The sequence below is a fragment of the Pseudomonas sp. A214 genome, from assembly GCF_900156295.1.
Classification (GTDB): Bacteria; Pseudomonadota; Gammaproteobacteria; order Pseudomonadales; family Pseudomonadaceae; genus Aquipseudomonas; species Aquipseudomonas rhizophila.
In genome coordinates, this window is sequence record NZ_LT707062.1 from 3184800 (window position 1) to 3210285 (window position 25486).

Below are 25486 nucleotides of genomic sequence, written 5' to 3' on the forward strand. Positions count from 1 at the left end.
CTGTATTCCGGCCTTCCTTAGAGGTCGAACGAGAATGAGAAGCTACCTCATTATTTTTCAGGTAGCACAAAGTTCTGATGGGCTCAGGTGGCAGCGGTCACGGTCACCCAATAACGGGTCCGATAATCAATGTGCAAGTGCAGTGACTGCGCGATCAATGCCAGGACCTGATCGTTGTCGGCGAGCTGGAAGGTGCCGGAAACGGGACGATCAGCGACCCCTTCGGCGCAGCGCAGTACCCCGGGGCGATAACGCGACAACTCCGCGATGAAATCATTGAGGCGCATATTGCGCGCACTGATTACCCCGTCACCCCAGCTCCATAGATCAAGGCCGTTGTCCCTGAACATTCGGGCGCCACTTGATGTGAACAGCAGGTGATTTCCTGCCTGGACGCTGCGGCTCGCAGGAGTTTGATCGGAGCCGGGGAAAACCGTGACTGATCCTTCCTGAGCCGCGACCAGAGTGCCATCGTCCAGCTCGCGTGCCAGAAAGCGTGAACTCTGAGCGCGGATGAGCCCGTCACGTGATTGCACCCAGAACGGTCGTGCTCGAGGCGAGTGTTGATCCGCGCCGACATTCACGATGATTTCCCCACGTCGCAGGATTATCAGGCGTCGCTGGGCGTCGAAATCGCTGTCGACGGCGCTATCGCTGTTGAGCTGGATAAGGCTGCCATCATCGAGTTGGAAGCGTCGTTGCTCGCCGGTACTGCTGCGCTGCTGCGCAAGCATGGCGGGTACGGGTGTATAGTCCCGGCCGAGCCAGGCTGCAGCGCTAACAGTCGCCAATATGCCCAGTAGCTTCAGGCTTTCCCGCCGCCGCATTCCATGATTGGTGCCATTCAGGGTTTGTCGGGCCAATTGAGTTGGCACGCCTGCGAATTCATCCCCAAGCGTTTCCACACGCTGCCACGCCACCACATGCTCCGGGTGCTGCTGCAGCCAGTGCTCAAAAGTGCGCTGTGTCTGTTCATCGGCTTGATTGAAGCGAAGGCGCACCAGCCATTGGATTGCCTGCTCAACAATGGCCGGATTGAGCGCCTGCGGCTCACGCCTCGACATAACGCAAGCGATAGCAGTGTTGCAGGGCCGTGGCTAGGTCGCGTTCCACCGTCGCGCGGGAAACACCCAGTTTTTCGGCTATTTGCGCGCAGGTTAGACCGTCGAGTCGGGCAAATAAAAATGCCTGGCGAACTCTTGGTTTAAGCATACCGAGCATGCGGTCTATGCGCTCGAGCGCATCAAGAATCATCAGCCGGCTTTCTTCCGAGGGAACCTCATGTTGAGGCAGCAACGTGATGCTTTCCAAGTACGCACGTTCGAGTTCGCGACGACGATACTGATCAATCATCAGTCCGCGGGCGATACTGCTCAAATAGGCGCGTGGTTCGCGCAAGGGGCTGGACTGACGGGATTTGAGCAGGCGTACGAAAGTGTCCTGCGCCAAATCTGCAGCGTTGTCGCGACATCCTATGCGTCGGATTAGCCAGCCGTGTAACCACGAGTGGTGGGTTCGATAGAGCAGCCCTAGATCTGCAGTACCTAGTGTTTCATCGCTACGCATCGGAATCCCGGCAAATACATGATTGATAATTAATCGCATTCTACTCACGCGATAGGCCTTAGGCAAATACGTGGTGCTCTGTGTCCGCTTTTGGGTGAAGGCGATCATTCTGTAGAGGCTGCGAGTGAAAGAATGCATCCAGCGTTTGGAAGATTTGAACGCTAGCCACCGAGCACTTTTGAATTTCAAAGTGCTTTTATTCCGCCGGCTCCTCCACGACTCCCGCTCGGCTTCAGGAAACAGCAGACCGCCTCGACTGACGACTTAACCCAGGCGTCTTGCCCGTAATGCGCTTGAATGCGCGACTGAACGCGGCCTGAGAGGTATAGCCCAAGCGCTGCGCCACCTCTTCAATCGGCAGCCTTTCGAGCGTCAACCACTGGCTCGCAAGCCGCATCCGCAACTCAGTCACGTAGCGCAGTGGGGCCATGCCAATAGTCGCCTGGAAACGGTCTGCGAAGACCGAGCGAGAGGTATTGCATTGCTCCGCCAACTGCGCAACGGTCCAGTCGCGTCCCGGTTGTTGATGGAGCGCGAGAAGCGCGCTTGCCAAGCGTGGGTCGCGTAATGCAGCGACCAGGCCAGAGGCATTACCGCAGGCGCACTCCACCCAACCGCGAACGACCATGGCGGCCACCACATCGGCCAAACGCGCGAGGATTCCGGCGAAGCCGACACGGGCGGCGCTGACCTCGCGTTCCATGGTGGTCAGGATAGGCACGAGACCGGGGTAACGCTGGCCGCCGGCATCAATCAGCATCAGGCCCGGCATCAGCCTGCCAAGGCCATGAATACTGCCCAGTTCAAACTCCATGCAGCCACTGAACAAAATGGTGGTCGGCGTGGCGCTGGCATCGGTTCCGGTATCCACCGCGCTGACCGTATCACCGAGGGGGGCGCCGTCTAAACGGTCGATGTCCTGAACAGGCACGTCCGTATGGGAAAGCAGTTGATGGGCTGCGCCATGGGAGATGAATACGGCGTTGCCGGCAGACAGCGCGTACGTTGTCCCGTCCTCCATCCGCAGCACCGCATTGCCGATCGCCAGGAAGTGAAACCAGGCATGCCCAGGTTTGTCGGCGAAGCTCAGGCCAAAGGCTGGACCGGCTTGGATGCGCCGGTACTCGACGCCACGCAGGCGCATGCCGCGCAACAGTTCGTTGATGAGATCCGAGGAGAGGGCAAACTGATCGGTAGGCATTGTTCGGTGTTTTAGTCAAAAAAACGAGGTTCTCGATCATAGATCATCCAGCTTCTCGCGCCTAGACTGCGGGTCGCAATGAAGATTGGGAGATCCGTGCAATGAATGACTGTGTTTGTAATGCCATATCCCACAACCGTCCCGGCGCCGCGCTGGATATGGAACCTGCGGCCCCTGCGTGGATGGCAGTCTTCTCGTTGGCAATGGGCGTGTTTGGATTGCTCACCGCTGAGTACCTGCCGGCCAGCCTGCTGACGCCGATGGCTACCGATCTGGGGGTGTCCGAAGCGCTGGCTGGCCAGGCGGTAACGGTGACAGCGGTGGTGGCACTGTTCGCTGGCTTGTTGGTGCCAGGCCTGACCCGCGGTATCGACCGCCGCTGGGTGCTGCTGGGTTTTTCCACGTTGATGATCGCATCCAATCTTTTGGTCGCCGTTTCCTCCAGTTTCGCGGTGCTATTGGTAATGCGTATCTTGCTGGGCATTGCCCTTGGCGGGTTCTGGAGCATGGCGGCAGCGGTGGCGATGCGCTTGGTTCCGGGGGCTTTGTTGCCCCGAGCGCTCTCGATCATTTTCAGCGGCATTGCCGTCGGGACGGTGGTTGCGGTCCCGCTGGGCAGCTACTTAGGCGGCCTATATGGCTGGCGCAGCGCGTTCTTTGCAGCGGCGGCGGTAGGTCTGGTGACCCTGGCTTTCCAGTCGTTAACGCTGCCGCGCCTTGCGCCGCGCACGCCGGCACGCCTGCGCACCGTACTTGAGGTGTTGCAGCGCCCGGGCATCGCCATGGGGATGTTCGGTTGTGTGCTGGTGCACAGCGGTCACTTCGCGATGTTCACCTATGTTCGGCCATTCCTTGAGGGGACTACCGGCATTGGTCCGCAAGGGCTGTCGCTGATGCTGCTGGGTTTCGGTGTGGCGAACTTCGGCGGCACGCTGTTGGCCGGGTGGCTGCTTGAGCGTCACCCGCTGGCCACTCTGGTGTTGATGCCCGCACTGGTGGGCGTTGCAGCACTGGCGTTGGTGCTGTTGCCGGCCTCGGTGCCGGGGCAGGCGGTGCTGCTGGCGATCTGGGGCTTGGCCTTTGGCGGTGTGCCGGTGGCGTGGTCGAACTGGGTGGCCAGCACAATACCTGATCAAGCGGAAAGCGCCGGGGGCATGGTGGTGGCTTCTGTGCAGTCGGCCATCGCAACGGGCGCAGCCGCTGGCGGTGCGATGTTCAGCCTCGGTGGCAGCGCAGGCGTATTCGTAGCGGCGGCCGTGCTGATGCTGCTGGCCGCGTTGCTGATTGCGTTGCGTGTCCGGGTCCCTTCTGCCCATGGCAGTGCCCAGGCCGGGCAAGCGCTGCACCTTTGATCCGGCTCCCCAGCCGCCCCGATTCCATCCGTAACCCGGAGATAGACATGAACAATACGACGTCTCACCAAGGACGCCTGAAATCCTTGCGCGCGGCAGGTATAGGCAATGCGCTCGAGTGGTTCGACTGGACGCTGTACGCAACCGCCACGTGCGAATGGGTACATGGGCTTATGCAGGCAGACATTTACACCGTGATGATCACAAAAAACGTGCTCGATCGTTTCTTGCGCAATACGTAGAAGGTTCGCCGATGTCCATGATAGGCGGTTGATGCTTTGGAATAACGTCAAGCTGCGATGCTCTAGGATTTCTCCGTGCATCACCAAGCATGCTTGGCACTTGGTTAGGCGGCGTAGTACGGCGTGAACGCGTCCAGCAGCGAAGTGAAGTCGGCTCAAATCACTGAGCTGACCACCGTTGCCAAGACCGAGTTGGATTCGTCTAAGCAGCGTCCGCAGAACTGATTAAATGCTATCGGTCAGCCTGGCCCCTGCTGGCTGATCCCCTGCCTACCGTCCGCCTCCCTTTCGAGCGCATCCTGCCCTGACCAACAGCCCTGCAAAGGATGGGGGCGCACGCTCTATTGGAACACCATCAATGGCGGTTTATGTCAGTGCTAAGTCAAGGTTATACGTAACGAAGTCTGGTCTTCAGGCAAGTATTACATTGCAAGATACACGCAGGATATTGGCGGCATTGCATCTGGATGAGTGCGAGGGCAGGGGCTTATAAGTTCAATGCGAACGCTGAATAACTGATCTTAAGTAGGGGGGAGCCAATAATTATAAGATAGTGGTGTGCCGAGGCGGCATATTGATATCAATTTAAAAGTGCAGTGAAAGCGTCATGTAAACTTAATGTGAGCGTTTTTTCATGCTGTAACACTCTCCCGTGATACTCCTTTGATGATGCTGGCGTATGCAGAGCTAATCATCCAGTTAATACCAAACTAATGGCACCTCTAAGCAGGCGTATTTTTGCTGGCTGATCTGCTGCAGTTGTTCAGCCTCTGCGCTTGTCCATACCCTAGAAAAAGGAGTCTTTCATGTCCGTTCAAGATGTCAGTTTTGTAGGCATAACTTCTAAGCCGCAAGACCCTAAACTTGCCGAAGCCTGGGACCAGGCGATCAAGCAGGCCAAGGACGCGGGCATTGAATGGGAGCGGCCAAAAGGCGACGACCGCTCGGCCCAGGACATCATTAACGACACGCCGGTGCTCAAGAACCTGGGTAACCAGAGCGATGTGAAGGATAACCTCAAGGACCGTGTCGGCGATTTTGAGACTGACCCCGATGCGGCCTACCGTGCCAAGCAGGTGCTGGAGCACGTGGAAAAATATGATGAAGGTGGTGAACGGATCGCCAGCAAGGACATCGATAACGGCCGGGTCGACGGCTTCACAAAGGGCGGCGACGCCAAGCATGGCACTGAGGCGGGTCGCCTGCAGGACTTTGGCCGGCAAGGGTTCTCGCACCTCAAAGGCGAGCTCAAGGATCTGTCCAAGCCCGGCGATGATCCCAAGGTACGCGAACAAGCCGAGGCCTTGGGCATCAAGTGGGAGCGCCCTGAAGGCGATGATCGCTCCGCGCAGGACATCATCGATGGCAATGCCTTGCTCAAGAACCTCGGCAATCAGAGCAGTGTCAGGGACATGCTCAAGGAGCAGGTCGGCGATTTCGAAAATGATCCGGACGCCGCTTATCGGGCGACCCAGGTGCTTGAGCACATCGAGACCCTCAATGGCGAAGGAGGCAAGATTGCTGGCAAGGACGTAGGCAACGGTCGTGTCGATGGTTTCACCAAGAGCGGTGAAGCGAAGCATGACACCGAAGCCGGTCGCCTGCAGGACTTCGGCAAGATGGGGTTTTCTGCCCTCAAGGGTGAAATCAAGGATTCGTCGTCGGCGGGCGACAACAAGGAAGCCCGCGAGCAGGCGGAAAAGGTTGGCATCGTCTGGAAGCGTCCGGAAGAGGATAAGCGCTCGGCCCAAGACATCATTGAAGACAACCCGCTGCTCAAGAACCTGGGCAACCAGAGTGGCGTCAAGGACATGCTCAAGGAGCAGGTCGGCGATTTCGAAAATGATCCGGACGCCGCTTATCGGGCGACCCAGGTGCTCGAGCACATCGAGACCCTCAATGGCGAAGGAGGCAAGATTGCTGGCAAGGACGTAGGCAACGGTCGTGTCGATGGTTTCACCAAGAGCGGTGAAGCGAAGCATGACACCGAAGCCGGTCGCCTGCAGGACTTCGGCAAGATGGGGTTTTCTGCCCTCAAGGGTGAAATTAAGGATTCGTCGTCGGCGGGCGACAACAAGGAAGCCCGCGAGCAGGCGGAAAAGGTTGGCATCGTCTGGAAGCGTCCGGAAGAGGATAAGCGCTCGGCCCAAGACATCATTGAAGACAACCCGCTGCTCAAGAACCTGGGCAACCAGAGTGGCGTCAAGGACATGCTCAAGGACCAGGTCGGCGATTACGAGAACGACGCCGACGCCGCCTACCGGGCTGCGCAGGTCTTGGATCGCATTACGATGTTCGATGACAAGGGCAATGCCCAGTCCGGTGGTGATGTGTTCAACAGCAGCGTGGACGGTTTCACCAAAAGTGGCGAAGCCAAGCACGGCACCGAGGCGGGGCGGCTGCAGGACTTCGGCAAGGGAGGCTTTTCGACTCTGCCGGAACTCAAGAAGACCGATGATATCGCCAGCTACAAGGATTACCTCAAGACCAACAAAGATGCCGATCCGGCGTCGCAGCAGATCGCCAAGTACGCAGCGATCCTCGATGAAAACTTTGAGGCGATCAAGGGCAAGACCGGTGCGGGCAAGTACCTGACTGCCGACGACATCAAGGAGTACAGGAACCAGAATTCACAGCTGAGCGAGGAGACCAAGCAGGCACTGGATTTCTGGTCTCAGCCAGGTGCGTTCAAGGTCATCGATAACGCCAAGAACCCACTGGACAAGAATCCTGATGGTGAACTGAGCAGGGGTGATGTCCAGGGTTGGCTCAAGAGTGCCAACGTGCCCAAGGATGCGACCTCCGTGACCGCACTGCTTTCTGGTATCGCTGGCAACAATGCCTTGGCCAGGGTCGATACCGCAGGCTTGAACAAGGACGTGTTCGATCACCCGGAGAAATACTCGGCAGAGGAAAAAGCCGCTGTTCTTCAGGATCTCAAGGCCGCCCAGCAGTTGATCATCCAGGGCAGCGCCGCCGGGATGTGGAGGGATGACAAGTCGCAGGTCACTATTGCCAATAAGGTGCGCAGCCATCCCGATGCCCAGAAGCTGCTGGACGATGTCAACAAGCACATTGGTATCTTGGAAAGTGACCCTGCGGTCAGTCAATACATGAGCGAGCACGGCTCCAGTGAGCTGACCAAGCTGGTGGACGATAACAAGGGGCTCAAGGAGTCCCTGCAAAAAACCTACGATGACGAAATCAAGTCCGGCAAGTCACTCGATACCCTGTGGGAGACCAAGTCCAAGGATGGCAAGACGACTCACACGGAAATTCTTGCCGAGTTCTTCGGTACGGCGCAGACCCTCCAGGGCGCGCTGGGCATCAATAATGCCGGTGAGATCCAGGCCGCCGTCAAAGGCTCCAAGGCGAATGCGGAGTTGGAAAGCTTTTACGAGAAGTCGCTGGCTTCAGGCGATCGCCTGAATGAGTTGCTCAAGGAGCATACCCCTGACGAAGCCATGAGTGCCTTCAGCCTTGAAGTCGCGCTTTACAACTCGGCGCTGGACCCCGAGTTCACCGGCAAGTTCGACACACAGCTCAACGATAACTTCACCAGGATCGCCAAGGACAATGCCTTCAAGGATGCGTCCTTCGACGACATGAAGGCGGCCTTCGGCGTCAATGGCGGAAGTGAGCTGGACGAGGAGAAGGTCAAGAAAATCATTGAGCAGATCAGTAAGGAAAACCCGCAGATGCTGGTCAATGCCGACGGCACCGTCGCCACGCCAGACCAGATCCTTGCTAACTTCAGGGGCGACTGGGACCTGCTTCGCCAAGGCACCAAGACCCTGGATGCGTTGGATGTATTCAGCAAAGACTCCTCGATCAAGGACGCTGCCAACAAAGGCGTCCTACACGGTGTGAGTGGGCTGTTCATGGCCGGCGTTACCATCGCCAAAGGCGCCAACAACGCCGGTAAGCTGACCGAGCGGCAGATCGTCGACATCGCCACCGGCTCAGTGCAGGCCGCCACGCTTCTGGCTGAAGGGGGCCTGAAAAACTATCAGGATTACCTCAAGGATGTGAAAGGCAAGCTGACAGGTGATCGGCTCGGCGATCTGGGCAAAAAGCTGGACGATCCGCTCAAAAGCGTGACTGCCAACCTCAAGGGTATGGAAAACGCGGCTAAGGGGATCGGTGGCATTGCCGCTATCACTGCCGGTGCCTACGGCATCTTCGATGGCGTCAAGGCGCTCAGGAAAGGCGATACGGTATCGGGTGGCATGAATATCACGGCCGGTTCGCTGGGGATCATGGCGGGCTTGGCTTCGGTGGCTGAGGTGGGCGCCAGCGCGATGAGCGTTTCGGCGATTGCCGCTTCGCGTATCTCGATGATAGCCGGTGGCCTGGGCTTCGCGGCGGCGGGTGTGGCCGCGCTGGCACTGCTCGTCCCGGGCTTGATCGAGGAAGGCAAGCAGGAGACCCGGGTGGGAAAATTCTCGGATGCCTTGAGCGATTACCTGACCCAGTACGAAATCGACGGTGTGCCGCAAGGCGATATCTGGGATATCCCTTACGAGGAGTGGCCGGGCGAAGATAGCACCATCGCTTCATGACGCCGGGCCAGTCGACCGCTGATGCGGCATGACGTGTGGAATAACCCCCGGGCGATTGCCTCAAGGCATCGCTCGGGGCAATCAGGGCACTGGCGAGTGTGCGCGTGTAAAAGACCGGTGCTGTCCGGGCAGTAAAACGTAACTGAATTTGTGTGAAGTTGATTGCAACTGGCCATCAATGCTGAGTTGCGTGGTGTTTACTCGGAAAAAGTTCCGTAGATATTTATTTTATTTTATCTCGAGCTTTGAATGTCGGTGTAAACGCTGTTTATGCCGTCTGCGCAAAGCCTGTAAGTAGTTGTTCGCCAGAGGTGTCAGGTGGCGTACTGATTTGAGCGGTGGTGCGGTTTAGCCTAATTAATGCAGGGCTTGCGACAGTCTCTGCACGCCGTGATTTAACTTTCTTCTGCCAAGCAAAATATTCCCCAAGTGTGATGCAGTTCTTGTTTTTCATTCGGCCAATATAGTGAGGGGGGCTGAGATTAAAACACGTGTTAGACGTTGAACTGTAATGTTTGGCCCTTACTCTTCGCTTGGCAACATTAGTTGGCCGCTTGGCGGCTCAAATATTTCTTACGTTAGGAGAAACAACATGAGCACAACTCCCCCAGTAAGTTCCGGCAACGCTGATTCGGCTATCGCTAAGATGGAAGCCACCTTCAACATGGCGATCGAGAAATCGGCCAAGATCACCGAGCTGTCCACGGCCAAGAAAGCTGAGCTCGACGCTACCAAACAACGGCCTCAGAACTGATGCCGTCATGCAGGCAGCCCGACGGCTGCCTGCATGTTTGTTGGTTGCGGTGCTAAATCTGGAAAACGACAGCTTCACCTGTGCCTCACGGGTGCCTCTCCGCATGCCTTATTCCGGTAATACACCATGACAGCCCTGACTTTTTTCGCCACGACTCCAGTCGTCGCGGCCGCGGACAAGGCTCTGCCAGTGCTGAGTATCACCCACGGTTTACATCAGGGGGTTTGCCTGTCCCTGGAGAAGCCCGCCTATCTGCTTGGCAGCGCCGCCAGTGCTGATCTGCTGCTCAGCGACGCAGGCATTGTCGAGCGTCATGTGGCGCTACGTTTCACCGACGGCCAGGTGGCCGTTGAGGCAATGGGCGGCGATGTGTTCGTGCGTGGTCCCCATGCCCGGGAAATTCTGATTCCCACAGGCAAGGGGCATCGAGCGCACTTGCCCGTGGATATCCGCATCGGCAAGGCCCGCCTGACCCTCAGCCACGGCACCGCGAGCGTGGAGCCGATAGCGGCTGCGATCACATCGCCCCCCCAGCACAAGACACGGTGGTTCATCGCGTTGCTGCTGATGTTCCTGTGCGTGGGCGCTTTTGCTTTTCGGGACGAGTCGGTTTCGCCGTTGGCGTTGAGCACCGCCGACAAGGTCGCTCTGCCGACCGTGCACCCTGAATCGACGAACACCGTCGCGCAGGCCAGGGCTTGGCTCGAGCAGCAGCTTGGCACGTTGGGCCTGCGCCACATCAAGGTCGGCGAAATCGATGGTCAGCTCAGTGCCCATGGTTTTTATGGCCCGACCCAGAAGAGCCAGTGGCTGGGTCTGCAGCAAGCCTTCGATAGCCGCTTTGGCCAGAAGGTAATGTTGCTCCCCGAGGTGGTGGCACGTAAAGAAATCGCCAAGCCTCGCGTGCGTTTTCAAGCGGTGTGGTTCGGCGATAACCCTTACGTGATCAACGACAACGGTGAACGCCTGTATCCGGGGGCCGCCCTGACCGATAACTGGATGCTCGAACGCATCGAGAACCATGAGGTGGTTCTCGCCCGCGGTGAAGAAAGGTTCACGTTAACCTTATGAGAATTGATCCTGGTGCTCCCTTACCGGCAACCGCCGAAAGAACCGCTGCGGTAGAAAGCCTTCAGCCGGCCAAGGCGCGCCAGGATGGACGCTTCGATGCGGTGCTGGGCAAGCGCGCGGTGTCGGCACGTCGTTCGCTGCGTGCCGACATTGAACAGTCGGGCATCGTTGAGGGCATGACCGCAGAGTTGTTCGGCAGTCGCCGCTCGATGGAGATTCTCGAATACGTCTTGGACAACGTGATCCCCACCCTCGATGCGGAGCCCGAGATCAAAGCGTTGGCCCATGAGCTCATCAGCGAAGAAATCGACCTGCGTCGTTTACTCGAAGAACAACGTGCCCAGGTGATCGAGTCATGAATCGCCAGGAGCAGGACTGCGTCGATCTGCTCAAGGGCATGGGTGAGCTCTATCGCCGTAGTGGCCAGTCGCAGCGTGCCTTGGTGCTGCTGTTGATCGCCGTCCAGATGACGCCCGCCGACACTGCGCTGCTGCGCAATCTGGTCATGGCCTTTACCGACAGCGGCCAGGCCGAGCGTGCCCTGTCGGCGCTGGATCGCCTGCTCGAACTGGAAGGCGAGTCCAGCGGCCTGTTGCTGTTGCGCAGTCGTGCGCTGTGGAGCGGTGGCCGCAAAGATGAGGCGCGTCAGTGCTTCAAACGTTATCTGACCGCCCGCAGAGCCGCGCAATAATGTTCCTCGACCGCCTCAACGCATTGGCCCGCATGGCCGCCCAGCGCAGTGACGTGATCGTTGTCGCCTTCATGCTGATGGCCATCGTGATGATGATCATTCCACTGCCCACCTGGTTGGTGGATACGCTAATCGGCCTGAACATCTCGCTGAGCATCCTGATCCTCATCGTCGCCTTTTACATCAAGCACTCGGTGGAGTTCTCGGCGTTGCCGCCGTTGATTTTGCTAAGCACCTTGTTTCGCCTGTCCCTGTCGATCACCACCACGCGCCTGATTCTGCTCGATGGCAACGCCGGTCACATAGTCAAGGCGTTCGGCGATTTCGTCATCGCCGGCCAGGTCGTGGTCGGTCTGGTGGTATTTCTGATCATCACCGTGGCCCAGTTTGTGGTTATCACCAAAGGTGCCGAGCGCGTGGCCGAGGTCGCGGCGCGCTTCACTCTGGATGCGATGCCAGGCAAGCAGATGAGCATCGACAACGACTTGCGCAACGGTGATATCGATCAGCATGAAGCCCGCCGTCGACGCTCGCGTCTGGAGCGGGAAAGCCAGATGTTCGGCGCAATGGATGGCGCTATGAAATTCGTCAAGGGCGATGCGATTGCCAGCCTCGTTATTCTGGCGGTCAACCTGCTGGGTGGCATGATGATCGGCATGGTCGAGCGCAATATGTCGTTTGCCGATGCGGCGCACACCTATTCGCTTCTGACCGTCGGTGACGGCCTGATCGCGCAGATCCCGGCGCTGTTGATCTCGGTCGCGGCCGGTATGGTGGTGACTCGGGTCAACAGTGGCACGACCGAAGGCAACCTGGGCAACGAGATCTTCCATCAGTTGGGATACAGCCCCCAGGCGTTGGGTTTGACCGCGTTTATCCTGCTGGGCGTGGCGTTGTTACCGGGCTTTCCGGCCATCGTGTTCATCGGGCTGTCGGCCTTGCTGGGCGTTGCCGCGTTCATGATCTACCGCCGCGACAAAGCGCCCCGGGAAGAGGTGGTCGAAGGCGCCAGCGAAGTCGCGGCACTCGAAGACGAACCGCTCGAACAATACGAAACCCTGGCTAAGCCACTGGACAGCCGCGTGCTGCTGAGCATTGGCCTGGCGCTGGCCCAGGCTGCGCCAGAACTGCCGTTGCGCCAGCGCATCGAAGCCTTGTGCCATGAGATTCGCGGCGACCTGGGGATCGACGTGCCGGTGCCGGACATCTACATCGACCGCAGCCTGCCCGCCAACGGCTTTTCGGTCGAACTCGAAGGCGTGCCCATCAGCGAGGGCGAGATACCGGTTGATTGCCTGATGCTCAAGGACGATCTGGTGCACGTTCAACTGTTGGAGATTCATGCGTTGGAGGCGCCGTCGCCGTTGCACAGTCGCCCGGCGCAATGGATTGAACGCACTCACCAGCCGCTGCTGGAGGAGGCCGGTATCGGTTTTCTCAGCGCCGCTGAAGTCCTGCGGGCCATCCTCGAGCGCAGTCTGCGCCGCAATGCCGCGACCTTTCTGGGCATTCAGGAAACCCGCAGGATGCTGGAGCGCATGGAAGCCAGCTATGACGAGTTGGTCAAGGAAGTCGCGCGCAGCGTGCCCTTGCAGCGTCTGGCTGAAACCCTGCGTTTGTTGGTCGCCGAGGGTGTATCGATTCGCAACCAGCGTGCCTTGCTCGAAGCCATGGTCGAGTGGGGCGCCCGCGAGCCGGATGCGGCGCGCCTGGCCGACCACTTGCGCGCCAGTCTGGCGCGGCAGATCAGCCATCAGTACGCCGACCGCAACCGGGTCATCACCGCCTTCGTGCTGACCCCCGCGGTGGAAGAACAATTGCGTGCTTACCTGCGCCGTGCCGATAACCCTCGCGAGTTGCTCAATGAGCATGCCAGCCGTTCATTGCTGATCCAGTTGCGTGCCGTTTGCAAGGACTTGGCCGAGGGGGATCGCACCGTCCTGTTGGTGCATCCCGAGTTACGTCGCAGCCTGCGTCGACTGGTGGTGCGGGGCGAGCTGGAGCTGGCGGTGCTGTCATTCCGTGAGCTGGCCGGCGAATACAACCTGCAGGCCATCGGTTCCATCAGCCTGACTGAAACGACCGGCCGCCGGACAGCCGACGGCGCTTCCCTTACTTCAATGGCGACTGCTTGATGATGTGTTTTGCGCTGTTTCGCGTCCCTGTCTATGTCGGCTTCTGGATCGCTGCCGCGTCATTTGTACTGCTGGCGCAACAGGCCAGCGCACAGTCCATCGCTCCGGGCAGCCGGGCCACGCTGGACCTGGCCCAGGGCGAAGGGCGGATCCTGCATTTCCAGGATCCGGTCGAGTCGGTGCTGGTCGCAGACCCTGGCATCGCCGATCTTCGGGTGGTTTCGCCTGGCGTGATCTACGTGTTCGGCAAGGCGCCCGGACAAACCAACCTGATTGCCTTGAGCGCCGAGGGTGAGGAACTGGCCAGCCTGAGCCTGGCGATCAACAGCGGCACCCAGGCCGTGACGCGGTCCATGAAAGACCTGCACCCCGCAAGCAATGTCCAGGTGAGCGGTGCCGGCAATCGCATGGTGGCCAAGGGAATGGTCCAGAGTGTCGGTGAAGCCACCGACCTCAACAGTCTGCTCAACACCGAAGGCCAGGGCTTGGGCTCGGCCCTCAACACGGCCTCCTACGTGGGCTCGGCCCAGGTGAACCTGCGGGTGCGCTTCGCCGAAGTCTCGCGCTCGGAGTTGCTGCGCTACGGCGTGAATTGGAATGCCCTTTTCAACAACGGTACCTTTTCCTTTGGCCTGTTGACGGGCGGTGCCCTGGCCTCCAGTGCGGCGTCTGGTGCCTCCAATGTGGTTAGCGCCGGGCTGACCTCGGGCAATGTCAACATCGATGCGATGCTTGAAGCATTGCAAAGTAACGGCATTCTGGAAATCCTCGCCGAACCCAACATCACCGCCATGACCGGCCAGACAGCCAGCTTCCTGGCCGGAGGCGAGGTCGCGGTGCCTGTTCCGGTCAACCGCGACACTGTCGGGATCGAATACAAACCCTATGGTGTTTCGCTGCTGTTCAACCCGACCCTGCTACCCAACGGGCGCATCGCCCTGCAAGTGCGCCCGGAAGTCAGCAGTCTGATGGGCTCCAGCACTGTGGACGTGAGCGGCTACCAGGTGCCCTCATTCCGCGTGCGGCGTGCCGATACCCGCGTCGAGGTTGGCAGCGGCCAGACCTTCGCCATTGCCGGGTTGTTTCAGCGCGAGAGCACCCAGGACATCGAGAAAGTGCCGATGCTGGGCGAGATGCCCATCCTGGGCAATCTGTTTCGCTCCAAGCGCTTCCAGCGCAACGAAACCGAGCTGGTGATTCTGATCACGCCGTATCTGGTGGAACCGGTTCGCACCCGCAACGTGGCCACGCCGCTCGATGCTCAGCCCGAGGGCGCGACCCATGCGTCTGGTGGGCCGCGCAGCAGTGACATGTTCGGTTTCTACATCAATTGAGCCAGGAGCGAGCATGAACCCTAAATCGTCCCATCTGTCTCTGGTCGCTGTGGCGTTCGGCGCGCTCGTGCTGTTGACCGCATGCAACACCCAGCTTGAACCGGTGAGTTATTCACCGAACTACCAGGCGTTCACCCACGCCGATGGGCGGATTGAGTGGGTGCCGGTGGCTTGCTTAGAGCCGCCGGTCGGAGACAACTTCTATACCGATGATGCGCGTTACGTGCGCCGGCTGCCGCCCGGTTGTGCGAATAACCGGACGCTGCTGCAGATGGTGGAGCAGCGCTCGGATGTGATCGAGGGCCGGGCAACCGGCCCAACGATGGCCGCGCCGGTGGGCCGGGCGGCCCAGGTTTACATCGAAGGTTATGACCGTGAGGAGCTGCGTCGCCGGCTGGCCGAACAGCAGGCCAAGGCCGACAAGCAGGAGGGCCAATGAAACCTTTTGGCTCAGCGACTGCCGACCAACCCCAGCTCCCGGGCCTGCATCGCAGGGTCCCGAATGGCCTTGATGCGTCGGGCCTCTGTCAGCAACCGGGCGTATTGCTTGGGCGTGATGTCTTCCAGGTTTTGAGTCTTGAGGTCCTCTTCGCGGCCGGCCAGCACCATGACCAGCAGGGCGTTGCGTTGGTGACTGGCTTGGGCGCGGGGCGAGTCGCGAACCTCCTTGATGGTTTGCAGCGCCTGTTGCGACTGGCCGCCCAAAGCGTAGGCCAGTGCCAGGTTGCATTGAGTGTCCAGGTTGGTGGGCGCCAGGACCAGACTTTGGCTGAATGCCACCTGGGCCGCTGCTGGCTCACCCCGCAGCATCTGCGCCACACCCTGGCGATTGAACGCTTCGGGGTGGTTGCCCGCGCTGGCCTGGGTCAGGGAAGTCACCGCTCGATCCAGTTTGCCCTGGTGCAGTTGGGCAGTGCCCACACCGAGCAATGCCGCGGCATTGTCGGACTGGCGTTCCAGCGCTTGCTGGTAGGCGCGCTCGGCGGCCCGCGCATCGCCGCTGGCCAGGCGCGCTTCGCCCAGTTTCAACCAAGCGTCGATCCGGGCGTCCGGTTCCTGGGTGGCTTTTTCGTACAACGCTGCGGCAGATCCCGCATCACCACGCTTTTGCAGGTCGCCGGCCAGTTGCATGTAGCGCTGGTAGCTGCCATCGGAGGCCGGTTGGTGGGCGCAGGAAGCAAGGGTGATGCTGGCAAACAACAACGATGTGCAGGCAAAACGATTTGGCATGAACAGAGCTCTTTCGGCGAATTTTGCAGTGGGCAAAACCAAGGAGTGTTGACCACTCAGACCGGACAGGTTGACCGACGTTTAAGTCATCTTCTTGACATCATCCATAAGAGTGCCCGTTTTTTGTTCGGGGCGTGTCTTCAGGCCGGCGGCGGAGGGCGATTTCATGCATAAGGTGTCGCGGGCGGCGATCGGCGTGGCGCTGATGGTGATCGCGCTTAACCTGCTGGCCGCCAATCAAACGCAAGTCGACGATGCCAACCCGCAGCCGGACTGGTTCGTTCGGCCCTATGCCTATGTGCTGGTCGAGCAGGACGTACGCGCCGCGCTGCAAGAGTTTGGCCAAAACATGGGCCTGAGCGTCGTCATGTCGGACAAGGTACGCGGCAAATCGCGCAGCCGGATACGTGCCGAGTCCGCCGGCGACTTCCTGACGGCGCTGTGCGACTTCAACGGTTTGACGTGGTACTTCGACGGCAATGTGCTTTACCTCTCCGCCGACTCCGAAACCGATACGCGACTCTTCAAAGCCCAGGGCCGGCAGTTGGAGCAGTTGCAGGATTACGTCACCAGCCGGGATGTCTACGGCACGCATATGTCGGTGCGCACCGGACCCGATGGCGATGAGTTGTTCGTTTCCGGGCCGCCGGCCTGGCTGGCCATGATTGAGCAACACTTCGACCAGCAGCTTACGCCGACGCCGACGCCGATGGCGACGACGACTCGCGAGCGCGGCGTGCGTGTGTTCAGGGGCGGTGCAGTGACACAAGAGTGAAAGCACTCGCCTGTAGGCTCCATTAACCGATCGATCTGTCATCAACCCCGTCAAGGAGAACCACCATGTCAGTTACCCCCATCAGCGAAAATACCGCTGTCACTGCTCACTCCGAAGCGCAGTTCAATGCAGCGGTGGACAACGCCAAGAGCGAGCTGAGCGATGAAGAACTCACTGAGGCCCTGATCACTCAGGCCGTCACGATTGGTGGCCAGTTCATCATCATGCCTCGTGCCCAGGAAATCCTGAATGAAGCCCAGTCGGATGATGACGAATAGGCCCACGCCATGACTGTAAGTCTCGGAACAACAGCCACGGCGGCGCTGCCGCCGTCAGGAGGGCAGGTCGATTTGCAGGCCTCCCAGAACTTGTTCGAACACATGACAAACAGCGCCAAGGGCATGCCTGCCGGCGCCAGTCCGCACCAGATTGGCGAAGGCTTGATGGAGCGCCTGAACGGTTTCATCGACCGTTCGCAAAACTTCGCCAAGCGTGCCGATGCGCTGACCAATGGGCCGACGGCTGGCAACGTTGTGGCTCCTCCCGGCACGCAATCGCTCGCGTCACTTCCTGAGGGGGCGGCGGGCGAGTCGGGGAAAAAGGTCGGCGATCAGCAGGTCGACCAGATCGTCCAATCGTTGGGCCGCATGTTCGATTACTCCATTGAAACTCAGATGGTCGTTCGTGGCGCGACGCAGATTTCCGGCGCAGCCAACACGCTCTTGAAAGGTCAATAAAGCCATGTTCCGCCGTTGCCATGCCGTGCGCCTGATGATTGTCCTCGCCTTTGCCTGCATGCTGCAGGGCTGCGATATCGACCTGTACACCAACCTCAGCGAGCGTGAGGCCAATGCCATGGTTGCAGTGCTGCTGCGTGAGGGTGTGCCGGCCTCGCGCAAGGTCCAGGAAAACGGCCAACTCACCGTGGTGGTGGACGAAAAACGCTTTGCCGAGGCCATGAGCCTGCTCGACGAAGCTGGCTTGCCGGGCCAAACCTTTTCCAACATGGGCGCCGTGTTCAAGAGTGGTGGCCTGGTGTCTTCTCCCGTGCAGGAAAGGGCCCAGATGGTCTACGCGCTCAGTGAAGAACTCTCGCACAGCGTCTCGCTGATCGACGGTGTGGTTTCTGCCCGGGTACATGTGGTGCTGCCCGACAATGACCTGCTCAAACGGGTGATTTCCCCGTCGTCGGCTTCAGTGCTGGTGCGCTACGACCCCAATACCGACATCAACCCCCTGATCCCGCAGATCAAAACCCTGGTGGCCAACGGCATCTCCGGCTTGAGCTACGAAGGGGTGTCGGTCACGGTAATCAAGGCCGCCACCGGCAGCGGCCGGGCCAACGCACAGCCGCGCCTGGCCAGCTTCCTGGGCATATGGATGCTCGAAGACAACCTGCCCCGTGCCCGGATGCTGTTCGGCGTCCTGCTGCTGGCCGCGCTGTCGATGGTCGGTGTGTTGGGCTGGCAGTACTGGCAACGACGCGCCTCCCGCGCCTTGTATGAGCTGGAGGACGTGAAATGAGTGCCGCCGCTTTGCCGCAGTGGCAAAACCTGCTCGAGCAGCCGCTGGATTTCGTCGGCACGCAGCCTCTTGCGGCGTGCTTCCCCGAGACCTCCGGCAGTGCGCTAAGCGAATTGCGCAAACAGCCGCGCTTCCAGGCGCGATTGATACGCTTGTTGCTCAGCCGTCATGAGCTGCAGGCTCCCGGTAGCCTGCCACTGCCCGATGTCGACGATCTACCGGTTCTGATGCTGCCTCCCGAGGCCTTCAAGCGCCTGCCGCGTCTGTGTGGCGCGATTTTGCATAGCACCACCCTGAGTCGCGAGATCCGTGGCGATGTGGTCAACCAGTTGCGCTATTTGCTGGGCAGTGATGTGTTTGCCCTGGCCCTGGCAAACCGTGCCCTGGGCAGCGGTGCCGACTTGCTGCGCCAGCCGGTCGAACTGCTTGAAGCCATCGACCATGATGGCGCCCGCTGCATCACCGCTTGGCTGAGCGCCCAGCCAGCGCCACTTCGGCCCTGGCTGCGCCTGCGTTTTGCCGAGCTGCCAGTTGAGAGCGGACCGGTAAGTGCCACACCTGTGGCCAATGCCTTGGCCATCGTGCGCAGCGCCGCCTCGAACCTTCCACAGCTTGAGGAGCAGGGGACCCGATGAGCGAGCTTCCGACCCGTCCTGCCGCCCGTATTCTGCGTGCCGAACAGGCAGACCTGTGGATAGACGGCTACGCCTTCCTGCAGGCTGCCCGTGACGAGGCTGAGGCCATCAGGCAAGACAGTGAGCAGTGGCTGCAACAAGCCCATGCCGAAGGCTTTGAAAGCGGGCGCCGGGAGGGTGCCGAACAGGTCAGCGCACTGCTGGGCGAAACGTCGTTGAGGATCGATGCCTGGCTGGCCGGGCTGGAAACGTCCCTGGCCGATCTGGCGCTGGGCATTGTGCGCGAAATACTCGATGACATGGACGATGCCGAGCGCGTGATGCGTTGCGCCCGCAAGGCATTGGGGGCGTTCCGCCAGGATCAGGCCCTGACCCTGTTCGTCTCCCGTCAGGACGCCGAAGCGGTGCGTCAGCAACTCAAACTGCAAGAGGACGGCTTGCCGACGATTGCCGTGGAACCGGACGATCGGTTGCAAGGTGGTCAGGCACGGCTGAGCAGTCCGGTGGGTTCAGTGGAGCTGGGGCTTGAAGCCCAGTTGCTCAACCTGCGCCGCAACCTGCTGCCGTTTGCCGACGAGGCACAGCCATGATCACGATCCCCCACGACCTGCTGCCGCGCCTGACCGAACGTCTGGCCAATGCCCGACCGCGCCCCATGAAGGGCACCATCCGCAGTATCCGCGGAGTGCTGCTGCGCGCTAGCGTCGCCGGTGTGCACATCGGTGAACTGTGCCAGTTGCGCGAACCCGGCAGCGGCCGCAGCCTGGCTGCCGAAGTCATTGGTTTTGAAGATGACGAAGCGATCCTTTCGCCCATCGGTTCGATGGACGGCCTGTCGACCCGCACCGAAATCATCGCCACCGGCGAGACCCTGGGGGTAAGCGTCGGCGATGCGCAGCTGGGCCGGGTGATCAGCCCCATGGGCGAATTTCTCGATGGCAGCCCGCCGCTGGGCGTGTTGCAGCGTTACCCCTTGCATGCCGAGCCTCCAGCGCCGTTCAGCCGCCAACTGATTGCCCACCCGATGTCCTTGGGGGTGCGCAGCATCGACGGCCTGCTGACCTTGGCCCAGGGCCAGCGCATGGGCATCTTCGGTGAACCGGGAGTGGGTAAGTCTTCGCTGCTGGCGAGCATCGTGCGCAATACCAGTGCAGATGTCATCGTGATCGCCCTGATCGGTGAGCGCGGCCGTGAAGTGCGCGAGCTGCTCGATGTGCAGTTGGGCGCCGAGGCCCGGGCGCGTACCGTGGCCGTGGTCGCCACCTCCGACCGTCCGGCTGCCGAGCGGGTACGCGCCGCCTTTGTTGCCACTGCGCTGGCCGAATATCACCGCGACCAGGGCCGCAACGTGCTGCTGTTGATGGATAGCCTGACCCGCTTTGCCCGGGCCCAGCGTGAAATCGGCCTGGCGGTGGGCGAGCCGCCGACCCGTCGCGGTTACCCACCCTCCTTTTTCTCCGCCTTGCCGCGCCTGCTTGAACGCGCCGGCCCCGGCGAGACCGGCAGCATCACCGGGTTGTATACCGTGCTCACAGAAGGCGATGCCTCGATGGACCCGGTGGCTGAAGAAACCCGCTCAATCCTCGACGGGCACATCGTGCTCAGCGCCGAACTTGCGCAACGCAACTTTTTCCCGGCGGTGGATGTGCTGCAAAGCCGTAGCCGGTTGATGGACCAGGTGTGTGGCGACGAGCAACGCCACCTGGCCATGCGCATGCGCGAGCTGATGGCGCGGCGCAACGAGATCGAAATGCTCATCCGGGTCGGCGAATACGCCGCCGGGAGCGACCCACTGGCCGACGAGGCGATTGAGCGGCATGACGCCATTGAAGCGTTCTTGCGCCAAGGGGCCAACGAGCCAAGCAACCCCAACGAAACCCTGCAACACATGCGCAGGGTGATGGCATGACAACCATGGAGGTCTTATGAAAACCAGTGACATGCGTAGCCTTCAAGCGTTGCGCAAGTTGCGTGAGCAACGTGCGTCCAGCCAACTGGTCGCTCAGCAGCGACGCTGCCGGCAGACCAACGTGGCGCTGGATGACGCCAAGGAAAACCTGCGCCTGCATCGTGAGGCCCTGGCCCGTGAAGCCGAGCGCATCTACGGCTCGATCAGCGAAGGCATGTCGATCAGCGACTGGCGTATGGCCCAGGAGCATCTGGAGGAGCTGTACGAGGGCGGACAGCGAAAGCTGGAAGTGAGCGTCAGTGAAGTGGCGCGCACCCTGGAAATCCACGAGCACGAGCGCGAAGTGTTTCGGGTTGCCCATGTGGCTCGACAGCGCCGGGCGCAAGCCTGCGACACCTTGCTTGAAGGCCGCGAGCGCGTCGAGCGCCTTGTCGACGAACACCGTTTGGAGGCCGACGAAATTCCTCGCGCTGCTATCGGAGGCCGTGCGTGAGCTGTCACCAGGACCCACTCTGGACACCCTTTGCCGAACAATTGACGCCTGTCGACCCCCAATGGGTGGACCTGCACAATCGCCTGCATCGTAGCCGCGAAACCTGGAAGGGAGAATGCGCAGGCCAGGTGATTGGCGTGCGCTGGGGCTCCGTTGCCGAACCTGACGTCACGGCAGTTGAGCTGTTGCTGGGGCTGGGCGAGGAGGGCGACGCGTCGGCCATCAGGCTGCACCTGCCAGCGCAGGCGCTGCACGCCCTGGGTGTGCCCGTTGCCCTGGACTTTCAAACCTTGCCTGGCGCGATGCTGCTGGAGCTGGCCCTGCTGAGCCTGATCGAACCGTTGGAGCGCCTGACCGGGCAATCGATGCGTTTCATTGACCACGCCGACCCGGTTCACGCCGCCCTGGCCGCGCAACCTTGCCCGTTGCGCCTGGTCACCCAAGTCCAGCTCGACGGCTCGTCCATGCTCGTTGTGCTGCACTTGAGTGCCAACGCTGGCGAGCAGGTCGCGCAGTGGCTCGATCGGTATGCACCGCCGGCTCCCCATGCGCTAACAGACCTGCTCCTGTGGCTGGCGGTCGAGGCCGGCGAAGCCGAGCTGAGTGTCGGCGAGCTGCGCAGCCTCAATCCGGGCGATGTGGTGATGCTCGATCCTTGGCCCATGGGCCAGGTGCGGCTGGTGGTGAACCATCGTTTGCACGCCCGGGCCGGCCAGGACGGCACCAGGCTGACACTGCTTGAAACACCGATGAGCATCAATCTTTCCAAGGAATTTTCTGTGAACGAAGCACCCACCATGAGTGAAACCGCTGACGGGCGAAACCTGGATTCGCGCTTGGACGAACTGCCACTGAAAATGGTTTGCCAGGCCGGCAGTGTCGAGTTGACCCTGGCGCAGCTGCGCGAACTGGGGGAGGGCAGCCTGCTGTCGTTCACCGAGCAACGCCAGGACAGCGTCGACCTGATGATAAACGGGCGTCGCGTCGGCCAGGGGCAATTGGTCAGGATCGGTCCAGGCCTGGGCGTGCGCGTGTTGAGCATCGCCGCGTCATGAATGGCTACCAGCCCAACCTGATTGAAATCATTGTGGTCGTCGCCACCATCGGTCTTATTCCGCTGGCAGTGGTGACCCTGACCGGTTTCATGAAAATCTCCGTGGTGCTGTTCCTGATTCGCAACGCCCTGGGCGTGCAACAGACACCGCCCAACATGGTGCTGTACGGCATCGCCCTGATCCTGTCGGTCTACGTCACCACGCCGTTGCTGGGCGACATGTACCGGCAGGTGCAGGGCCGTGATCTCAACATCGAGAGCATCGAGCAACTTACTGCCTTCGGGGACGCACTGAGGCCGCCATTGCAGGCGCACCTTTCGCGTTTCGCCAACGAAAGCGAGCGTGGTTTTTTCATCCAGGCCACGGAGACCATCTGGTCTCCTGAAGCCCGGGCCGATCTGCGCGACGATGACTTGGTGGTGCTGGTGCCGGCGTTCGTCAGCTCCGAACTGACCCGGGCGTTCGAAATCGGTTTTCTGCTGTACGTTCCCTTTCTGGTGGTGGATTTGCTGGTGGCGAACGTATTGATGGCCATGGGCATGTCCATGGTTTCACCTACGCTGATTTCCATACCGCTGAAGCTCTTTCTGTTCGTCGCCTTGAGCGGCTGGTCGCGCTTGATGCATGGCCTGATTCTTAGCTATGGGGGCACCTGATGGGCCAGGATGTATTTCTTTCGTTGATGAATCAGGCGCTGATGACGGTGCTGCTGTTGTCCGCCCCGGCACTGGCTGTTGCGATCATCGTCGGCCTGGGAGTGGGGTTGCTGCAGGCACTCACCCAGATCCAGGACCAGACCCTGCCGCAGGCGGTCAAGCTGGTGGCGGTGCTGCTGACGATCGTGTTCGTGGGGCCGCTGCTGGCGAGCCAGGTGGTGGAACTGGGTAACCAGGTGCTGGACAACTTCCCGTTGTGGACGCGCTGAATGGCATGAATATCGAGCTTGCCAACCAGTTCATCGAAGTCGCCTATCCGGTCATCAGCTCGGCGGCACTGTCCGCCAGCCGCGCCATGGGCGTGGTGGTGATTACCCCAGCCTTCAACCGCCTGGGCCTGACCGGCATGATCCGCAGTTGCGTCGCGGTGTCCATTGCCATCCCCATGTTTGTTCCGGTGTATGGCGCTTTCACTGCACTGCCAGAACATGGTGGGTTCTTCCTGGCCGGCCTACTGATCAAGGAATTCCTGATCGGTATCCTCATCGGACTGCTGTTCGGCATCCCGTTCTGGGCGGCGGAAGTGGCCGGCGAGTTGGTCGATCTGCAACGCGGTTCGACCATGGCCCAGTTGGTGGATCCCTTGTCATCGGGCGAGTCCAGTGTCATGGCCACCTTGCTGACGGTGATGTTGATCGCCCTGTTCTTCATGTCCAGCGGCTTCATCATGATGGTCGACGGCTATTACCACAGCTACCTGTTATGGCCGGTGACCGAGTTCACACCGTTGTTTGCCAGTTCGGCGTTGATGGCGGTGTTGCGGATTCTCGACCAGGTGACCCGCATCGGCGTGATCATGGTCGGGCCGCTGATCATCTGCATGCTGGTCACTGACCTGATGCTCGCTTACCTGTCGCGCATGGCGCCCAACCTGCACATTTTCGATCTGTCACTGCCGGTGAAAAATCTGTTCTTCACTGTATTGATGGTGGTCTACATCAGCTTCCTGATTCCGGTGATGATCGAGCAACTCGGCGAATTCCGCGGTACGGTGGAGCTCCTGAAGACGCTGGCCGATTCGGTATGACTTCCCTGTTTCGGGCGAAGCGTCCATGAGCGATAGCAGCGAAGAGAAATCACAGCCGGCCACCAGCAAAAAGCTCAGCGAGGCGCGCAAGAAAGGCCAGGTGTCCAAGAGTCAGGACCTGGTCTCCGGCATGGTCATCCTGTTTTGCACGCTCTGTATCTCGATCATGGTGCCCAAGGCCCAGGCACAGATCACAGCGTTGCTGGACCTGATCGCGCTGATCTACATCGAACCTTTTCACACCGTCTGGCCACGGGTGCTGGACATCGCCGGGCAGTTGCTCATCAACCTCACCCTGCCGGTGGTGGCCGTGACGGTGGGGGCGGTGATCCTGACCAACATCATCAGCATGCGCGGCGTGGTGTTCTCGGTCGAACCCCTCAAACCGGACATCAAACGTATCAATCCGATCGATGGCTTCAAGCGCATTTTTTCGATGCGCAGTTTCGTTGAATTCCTCAAGGGCGTGATCAAGGTCGTACTGCTGGGGCTGGCGTTCTACGTGATCGGGCGTGGGGCGTTGCAGGCGCTGATGGAGTCGTCGCGCTGCGGCGCCGGCTGCATCGAATCAACTTTCTACCTGGTACTCAAGCCTCTGGTGTTCACCGTGCTGGCTGCCTTTCTGCTGGTCGGGGCGGCAGACGTGATGATGCAGCGCTGGCTGTTTGGCCGTGACATGAAAATGACCCGCAGCGAACAGAAGCGTGAGCGCAAGGACAGTGACGGCGATCCGGTGATCAAACAGGAACGCCAGCGTCAACGTCGGGAAATGCAAGCCCTGGCCACCAAGCTGGGCGTGGGGCGTGCATCGTTGATGGTCGGCTCCGACCCTGGTTGGGTGGTGGGTATACGTTATGTACGCGGCGAAACTCCGGTACCGGTGGTGGTGTGCAAGGCCGAGCGCGAGGACGCGGCGCAGTTGCTTGCGCAGGCCCGGGGCCTGGGGATTGCCCATAGCCTCGATACCGTCCTGGCCAAGGACATCGCCCGACGGGCAGTGCCGGGGGACCCTGTGCCGGATAACACCTTCCAGGCAGTGGCGGATATCCTGGTGGCCGCTCGGTTGATTTGAGCGTACCTGCTGGTGAGTGCCTCACAAATGGACGGAGCGAGTTTGAAAGTCCCTGTAAACCGGCATGACGTTTGGTAGTCCAGCCGCTCTCCCGATCCATCGGGTCTTTTGCGCGTTTAAGGTTGCGATTCGAGCCGAGTCA

General features: G+C 60.4%; 27 protein-coding genes. 23 read left to right on the forward strand and 4 right to left on the reverse strand.

Going from position 1 to position 25486, the window contains the following annotated elements:
* Positions 1 to 83: 83 nt before the first annotated feature.
* The 3 genes from BW979_RS14395 to BW979_RS14405 form a co-directional block, all read right to left on the reverse strand.
* Positions 84 to 1064: a FecR domain-containing protein gene (locus tag BW979_RS14395; RefSeq protein ID WP_076384077.1), complete on the reverse strand. Its 981-nt coding sequence runs from the start codon at positions 1062 to 1064 to the stop codon at positions 84 to 86.
* Positions 1051 to 1566 carry a sigma-70 family RNA polymerase sigma factor gene (locus BW979_RS14400; RefSeq protein ID WP_047229725.1) on the reverse strand — a complete coding sequence of 172 codons (516 nt, stop codon included), beginning with the start codon at positions 1564 to 1566 and terminating at the stop codon, positions 1051 to 1053. Before BW979_RS14400 ends, BW979_RS14395 begins: the two co-directional genes overlap by 14 nt.
* A 232-nt stretch (positions 1567 to 1798) precedes the next feature.
* Positions 1799 to 2767, reverse strand: coding sequence for an AraC family transcriptional regulator (locus BW979_RS14405; RefSeq protein WP_076384078.1), 969 nt, complete (start codon positions 2765 to 2767; stop codon positions 1799 to 1801).
* 101 nt (positions 2768 to 2868) lie between these two features.
* On the opposite strand from BW979_RS14405, the gene BW979_RS14410 reads away from it, so the two are divergent.
* The 10 genes from BW979_RS14410 (at position 2869) to BW979_RS14450 (ending at position 15347) form a co-directional block, all read left to right on the forward strand.
* The gene (locus tag BW979_RS14410) at positions 2869 to 4119 is read left to right on the forward strand and encodes an MFS transporter (RefSeq protein ID WP_076384079.1); all 1251 of its coding nucleotides are present in this window, start codon (positions 2869 to 2871) and stop codon (positions 4117 to 4119) included.
* A gap of 47 nt (positions 4120 to 4166) precedes the next feature.
* Complete coding sequence (locus BW979_RS14415) at positions 4167 to 4361, forward strand: hypothetical protein (protein ID WP_047229710.1); 195 nt, start codon at positions 4167 to 4169, stop codon at positions 4359 to 4361.
* A gap of 806 nt (positions 4362 to 5167) precedes the next feature.
* Positions 5168 to 8923 (forward strand): type III effector HrpK domain-containing protein, encoded by a 3756-nt coding sequence (locus BW979_RS14420; RefSeq protein WP_231990571.1) that lies wholly within the window; start codon positions 5168 to 5170, stop codon positions 8921 to 8923.
* A 592-nt stretch (positions 8924 to 9515) separates the two neighbouring features.
* The gene (locus tag BW979_RS27620; protein ID WP_163006721.1) at positions 9516 to 9677 is read left to right on the forward strand and encodes a hypothetical protein; all 162 of its coding nucleotides are present in this window, start codon (positions 9516 to 9518) and stop codon (positions 9675 to 9677) included.
* Between the two features lie 126 nt (positions 9678 to 9803).
* Entirely contained in the window at positions 9804 to 10748 is a 945-nt protein-coding gene (locus tag BW979_RS14425; protein WP_076384080.1) for a SctD/MshK family protein, read from the forward strand.
* Positions 10745 to 11107 (forward strand): hypothetical protein, encoded by a 363-nt coding sequence (locus BW979_RS14430; RefSeq protein ID WP_076384081.1) that lies wholly within the window; start codon positions 10745 to 10747, stop codon positions 11105 to 11107. The genes BW979_RS14425 and BW979_RS14430 overlap by 4 nt, the downstream gene beginning before the upstream one ends.
* Complete coding sequence (locus BW979_RS14435) at positions 11104 to 11439, forward strand: tetratricopeptide repeat protein (protein WP_047229706.1); 336 nt, start codon at positions 11104 to 11106, stop codon at positions 11437 to 11439. Before BW979_RS14430 ends, BW979_RS14435 begins: the two co-directional genes overlap by 4 nt.
* Positions 11436 to 13574, forward strand: coding sequence for a type III secretion system export apparatus subunit SctV (gene sctV, locus BW979_RS14440; RefSeq protein ID WP_107323290.1), 2139 nt, complete (start codon positions 11436 to 11438; stop codon positions 13572 to 13574). The genes BW979_RS14435 and sctV overlap by 4 nt, the downstream gene beginning before the upstream one ends.
* Positions 13574 to 14908 carry a type II and III secretion system protein family protein gene (locus BW979_RS14445; protein WP_076384082.1) on the forward strand — a complete coding sequence of 445 codons (1335 nt, stop codon included), beginning with the start codon at positions 13574 to 13576 and terminating at the stop codon, positions 14906 to 14908. Before sctV ends, BW979_RS14445 begins: the two co-directional genes overlap by 1 nt.
* A gap of 13 nt (positions 14909 to 14921) precedes the next feature.
* Positions 14922 to 15347: a hypothetical protein gene (locus BW979_RS14450; RefSeq protein ID WP_076384083.1), complete on the forward strand. Its 426-nt coding sequence runs from the start codon at positions 14922 to 14924 to the stop codon at positions 15345 to 15347.
* Between the two features lie 11 nt (positions 15348 to 15358).
* Here BW979_RS14450 and BW979_RS14455 read toward each other — a convergent pair whose 3' ends face one another.
* Entirely contained in the window at positions 15359 to 16138 is a 780-nt protein-coding gene (locus tag BW979_RS14455) for a tetratricopeptide repeat protein (RefSeq protein WP_047229702.1), read from the reverse strand.
* 166 nt (positions 16139 to 16304) lie between these two features.
* On the opposite strand from BW979_RS14455, the gene BW979_RS14460 reads away from it, so the two are divergent.
* The 13 genes from BW979_RS14460 to BW979_RS14520 all read left to right on the forward strand — a co-directional run bounded on the left by BW979_RS14460 (position 16305) and on the right by BW979_RS14520 (position 25344).
* Positions 16305 to 16913 (forward strand): type III secretion protein, encoded by a 609-nt coding sequence (locus BW979_RS14460; RefSeq protein ID WP_083714391.1) that lies wholly within the window; start codon positions 16305 to 16307, stop codon positions 16911 to 16913.
* Positions 16914 to 16978: 65 nt separating this feature from the next.
* On the forward strand, positions 16979 to 17191 hold the full coding sequence (locus tag BW979_RS14465; RefSeq protein ID WP_047229701.1) for a hypothetical protein: 213 nt from the start codon (positions 16979 to 16981) through the stop codon (positions 17189 to 17191).
* A 9-nt stretch (positions 17192 to 17200) separates the two neighbouring features.
* A complete protein-coding gene (locus BW979_RS14470) occupies positions 17201 to 17650 on the forward strand; it encodes a hypothetical protein (RefSeq protein WP_047229700.1) in 450 nt (149 codons plus the stop codon).
* Between the two features lie 4 nt (positions 17651 to 17654).
* Complete coding sequence (gene sctJ / locus BW979_RS14475) at positions 17655 to 18437, forward strand: type III secretion system inner membrane ring lipoprotein SctJ (RefSeq protein WP_047229699.1); 783 nt, start codon at positions 17655 to 17657, stop codon at positions 18435 to 18437.
* The gene (locus BW979_RS14480; protein ID WP_076384084.1) at positions 18434 to 19072 is read left to right on the forward strand and encodes a type III secretion protein; all 639 of its coding nucleotides are present in this window, start codon (positions 18434 to 18436) and stop codon (positions 19070 to 19072) included. The genes sctJ and BW979_RS14480 overlap by 4 nt, the downstream gene beginning before the upstream one ends.
* Positions 19069 to 19662: a type III secretion system stator protein SctL gene (gene sctL, locus BW979_RS14485; RefSeq protein WP_047229697.1), complete on the forward strand. Its 594-nt coding sequence runs from the start codon at positions 19069 to 19071 to the stop codon at positions 19660 to 19662. Before BW979_RS14480 ends, sctL begins: the two co-directional genes overlap by 4 nt.
* Positions 19659 to 20981: a FliI/YscN family ATPase gene (locus BW979_RS14490; RefSeq protein WP_047229696.1), complete on the forward strand. Its 1323-nt coding sequence runs from the start codon at positions 19659 to 19661 to the stop codon at positions 20979 to 20981. Before sctL ends, BW979_RS14490 begins: the two co-directional genes overlap by 4 nt.
* Before the next feature lie 16 nt (positions 20982 to 20997).
* Positions 20998 to 21474: a hypothetical protein gene (locus BW979_RS14495; protein WP_047229695.1), complete on the forward strand. Its 477-nt coding sequence runs from the start codon at positions 20998 to 21000 to the stop codon at positions 21472 to 21474.
* Positions 21471 to 22529 (forward strand): type III secretion system cytoplasmic ring protein SctQ, encoded by a 1059-nt coding sequence (sctQ, locus tag BW979_RS14500; protein WP_052915348.1) that lies wholly within the window; start codon positions 21471 to 21473, stop codon positions 22527 to 22529. The genes BW979_RS14495 and sctQ overlap by 4 nt, the downstream gene beginning before the upstream one ends.
* Entirely contained in the window at positions 22526 to 23185 is a 660-nt protein-coding gene (gene sctR, locus BW979_RS14505) for a type III secretion system export apparatus subunit SctR (protein ID WP_047229694.1), read from the forward strand. Before sctQ ends, sctR begins: the two co-directional genes overlap by 4 nt.
* Positions 23185 to 23454, forward strand: coding sequence for a type III secretion system export apparatus subunit SctS (sctS, locus tag BW979_RS14510; RefSeq protein WP_047229693.1), 270 nt, complete (start codon positions 23185 to 23187; stop codon positions 23452 to 23454). The genes sctR and sctS overlap by 1 nt, the downstream gene beginning before the upstream one ends.
* A gap of 5 nt (positions 23455 to 23459) precedes the next feature.
* The gene (gene sctT, locus BW979_RS14515) at positions 23460 to 24272 is read left to right on the forward strand and encodes a type III secretion system export apparatus subunit SctT (protein ID WP_076386610.1); all 813 of its coding nucleotides are present in this window, start codon (positions 23460 to 23462) and stop codon (positions 24270 to 24272) included.
* Positions 24273 to 24297: 25 nt separating this feature from the next.
* Complete coding sequence (locus BW979_RS14520; protein ID WP_076384085.1) at positions 24298 to 25344, forward strand: EscU/YscU/HrcU family type III secretion system export apparatus switch protein; 1047 nt, start codon at positions 24298 to 24300, stop codon at positions 25342 to 25344.
* Positions 25345 to 25486: the final 142 nt, after the last annotated feature.

Bases quoted from the DNA above. Each gene is read 5' to 3' on its own strand.
- BW979_RS14465 (WP_047229701.1), top strand. From the start codon at position 16,979: ATGTCAGTTACCCCCATCAGCGAAAATACCGCTGTCACTGCTCACTCC.
- BW979_RS14395 (WP_076384077.1), bottom strand. From the start codon at position 1,064: ATGTCGAGGCGTGAGCCGCAGGCGCTCAATCCGGCCATTGTTGAGCAG.
- BW979_RS14455 (WP_047229702.1), bottom strand. From the start codon at position 16,138: ATGCCAAATCGTTTTGCCTGCACATCGTTGTTGTTTGCCAGCATCACC.
- BW979_RS14490 (WP_047229696.1), top strand. From the start codon at position 19,659: ATGATCACGATCCCCCACGACCTGCTGCCGCGCCTGACCGAACGTCTG.
- BW979_RS14480 (WP_076384084.1), top strand. From the start codon at position 18,434: ATGAGTGCCGCCGCTTTGCCGCAGTGGCAAAACCTGCTCGAGCAGCCG.
- sctJ (WP_047229699.1), top strand. From the start codon at position 17,655: ATGTTCCGCCGTTGCCATGCCGTGCGCCTGATGATTGTCCTCGCCTTT.
- sctR (WP_047229694.1), top strand. From the start codon at position 22,526: ATGAATGGCTACCAGCCCAACCTGATTGAAATCATTGTGGTCGTCGCC.
- BW979_RS14445 (WP_076384082.1), top strand. From the start codon at position 13,574: ATGATGTGTTTTGCGCTGTTTCGCGTCCCTGTCTATGTCGGCTTCTGG.
- BW979_RS14470 (WP_047229700.1), top strand. From the start codon at position 17,201: ATGACTGTAAGTCTCGGAACAACAGCCACGGCGGCGCTGCCGCCGTCA.
- sctT (WP_076386610.1), top strand. From the start codon at position 23,460: ATGAATATCGAGCTTGCCAACCAGTTCATCGAAGTCGCCTATCCGGTC.
- BW979_RS14495 (WP_047229695.1), top strand. From the start codon at position 20,998: ATGAAAACCAGTGACATGCGTAGCCTTCAAGCGTTGCGCAAGTTGCGT.
- BW979_RS14410 (WP_076384079.1), top strand. From the start codon at position 2,869: ATGAATGACTGTGTTTGTAATGCCATATCCCACAACCGTCCCGGCGCC.
- sctS (WP_047229693.1), top strand. From the start codon at position 23,185: ATGGGCCAGGATGTATTTCTTTCGTTGATGAATCAGGCGCTGATGACG.
- BW979_RS14400 (WP_047229725.1), bottom strand. From the start codon at position 1,566: ATGCGTAGCGATGAAACACTAGGTACTGCAGATCTAGGGCTGCTCTAT.
- BW979_RS14420 (WP_231990571.1), top strand. From the start codon at position 5,168: ATGTCCGTTCAAGATGTCAGTTTTGTAGGCATAACTTCTAAGCCGCAA.
- BW979_RS14405 (WP_076384078.1), bottom strand. From the start codon at position 2,767: ATGCCTACCGATCAGTTTGCCCTCTCCTCGGATCTCATCAACGAACTG.
- BW979_RS14435 (WP_047229706.1), top strand. From the start codon at position 11,104: ATGAATCGCCAGGAGCAGGACTGCGTCGATCTGCTCAAGGGCATGGGT.
- sctL (WP_047229697.1), top strand. From the start codon at position 19,069: ATGAGCGAGCTTCCGACCCGTCCTGCCGCCCGTATTCTGCGTGCCGAA.
- BW979_RS27620 (WP_163006721.1), top strand. From the start codon at position 9,516: ATGAGCACAACTCCCCCAGTAAGTTCCGGCAACGCTGATTCGGCTATC.
- BW979_RS14415 (WP_047229710.1), top strand. From the start codon at position 4,167: ATGAACAATACGACGTCTCACCAAGGACGCCTGAAATCCTTGCGCGCG.
- BW979_RS14450 (WP_076384083.1), top strand. From the start codon at position 14,922: ATGAACCCTAAATCGTCCCATCTGTCTCTGGTCGCTGTGGCGTTCGGC.
- BW979_RS14425 (WP_076384080.1), top strand. From the start codon at position 9,804: ATGACAGCCCTGACTTTTTTCGCCACGACTCCAGTCGTCGCGGCCGCG.
- BW979_RS14520 (WP_076384085.1), top strand. From the start codon at position 24,298: ATGAGCGATAGCAGCGAAGAGAAATCACAGCCGGCCACCAGCAAAAAG.
- BW979_RS14460 (WP_083714391.1), top strand. From the start codon at position 16,305: ATGCATAAGGTGTCGCGGGCGGCGATCGGCGTGGCGCTGATGGTGATC.
- BW979_RS14430 (WP_076384081.1), top strand. From the start codon at position 10,745: ATGAGAATTGATCCTGGTGCTCCCTTACCGGCAACCGCCGAAAGAACC.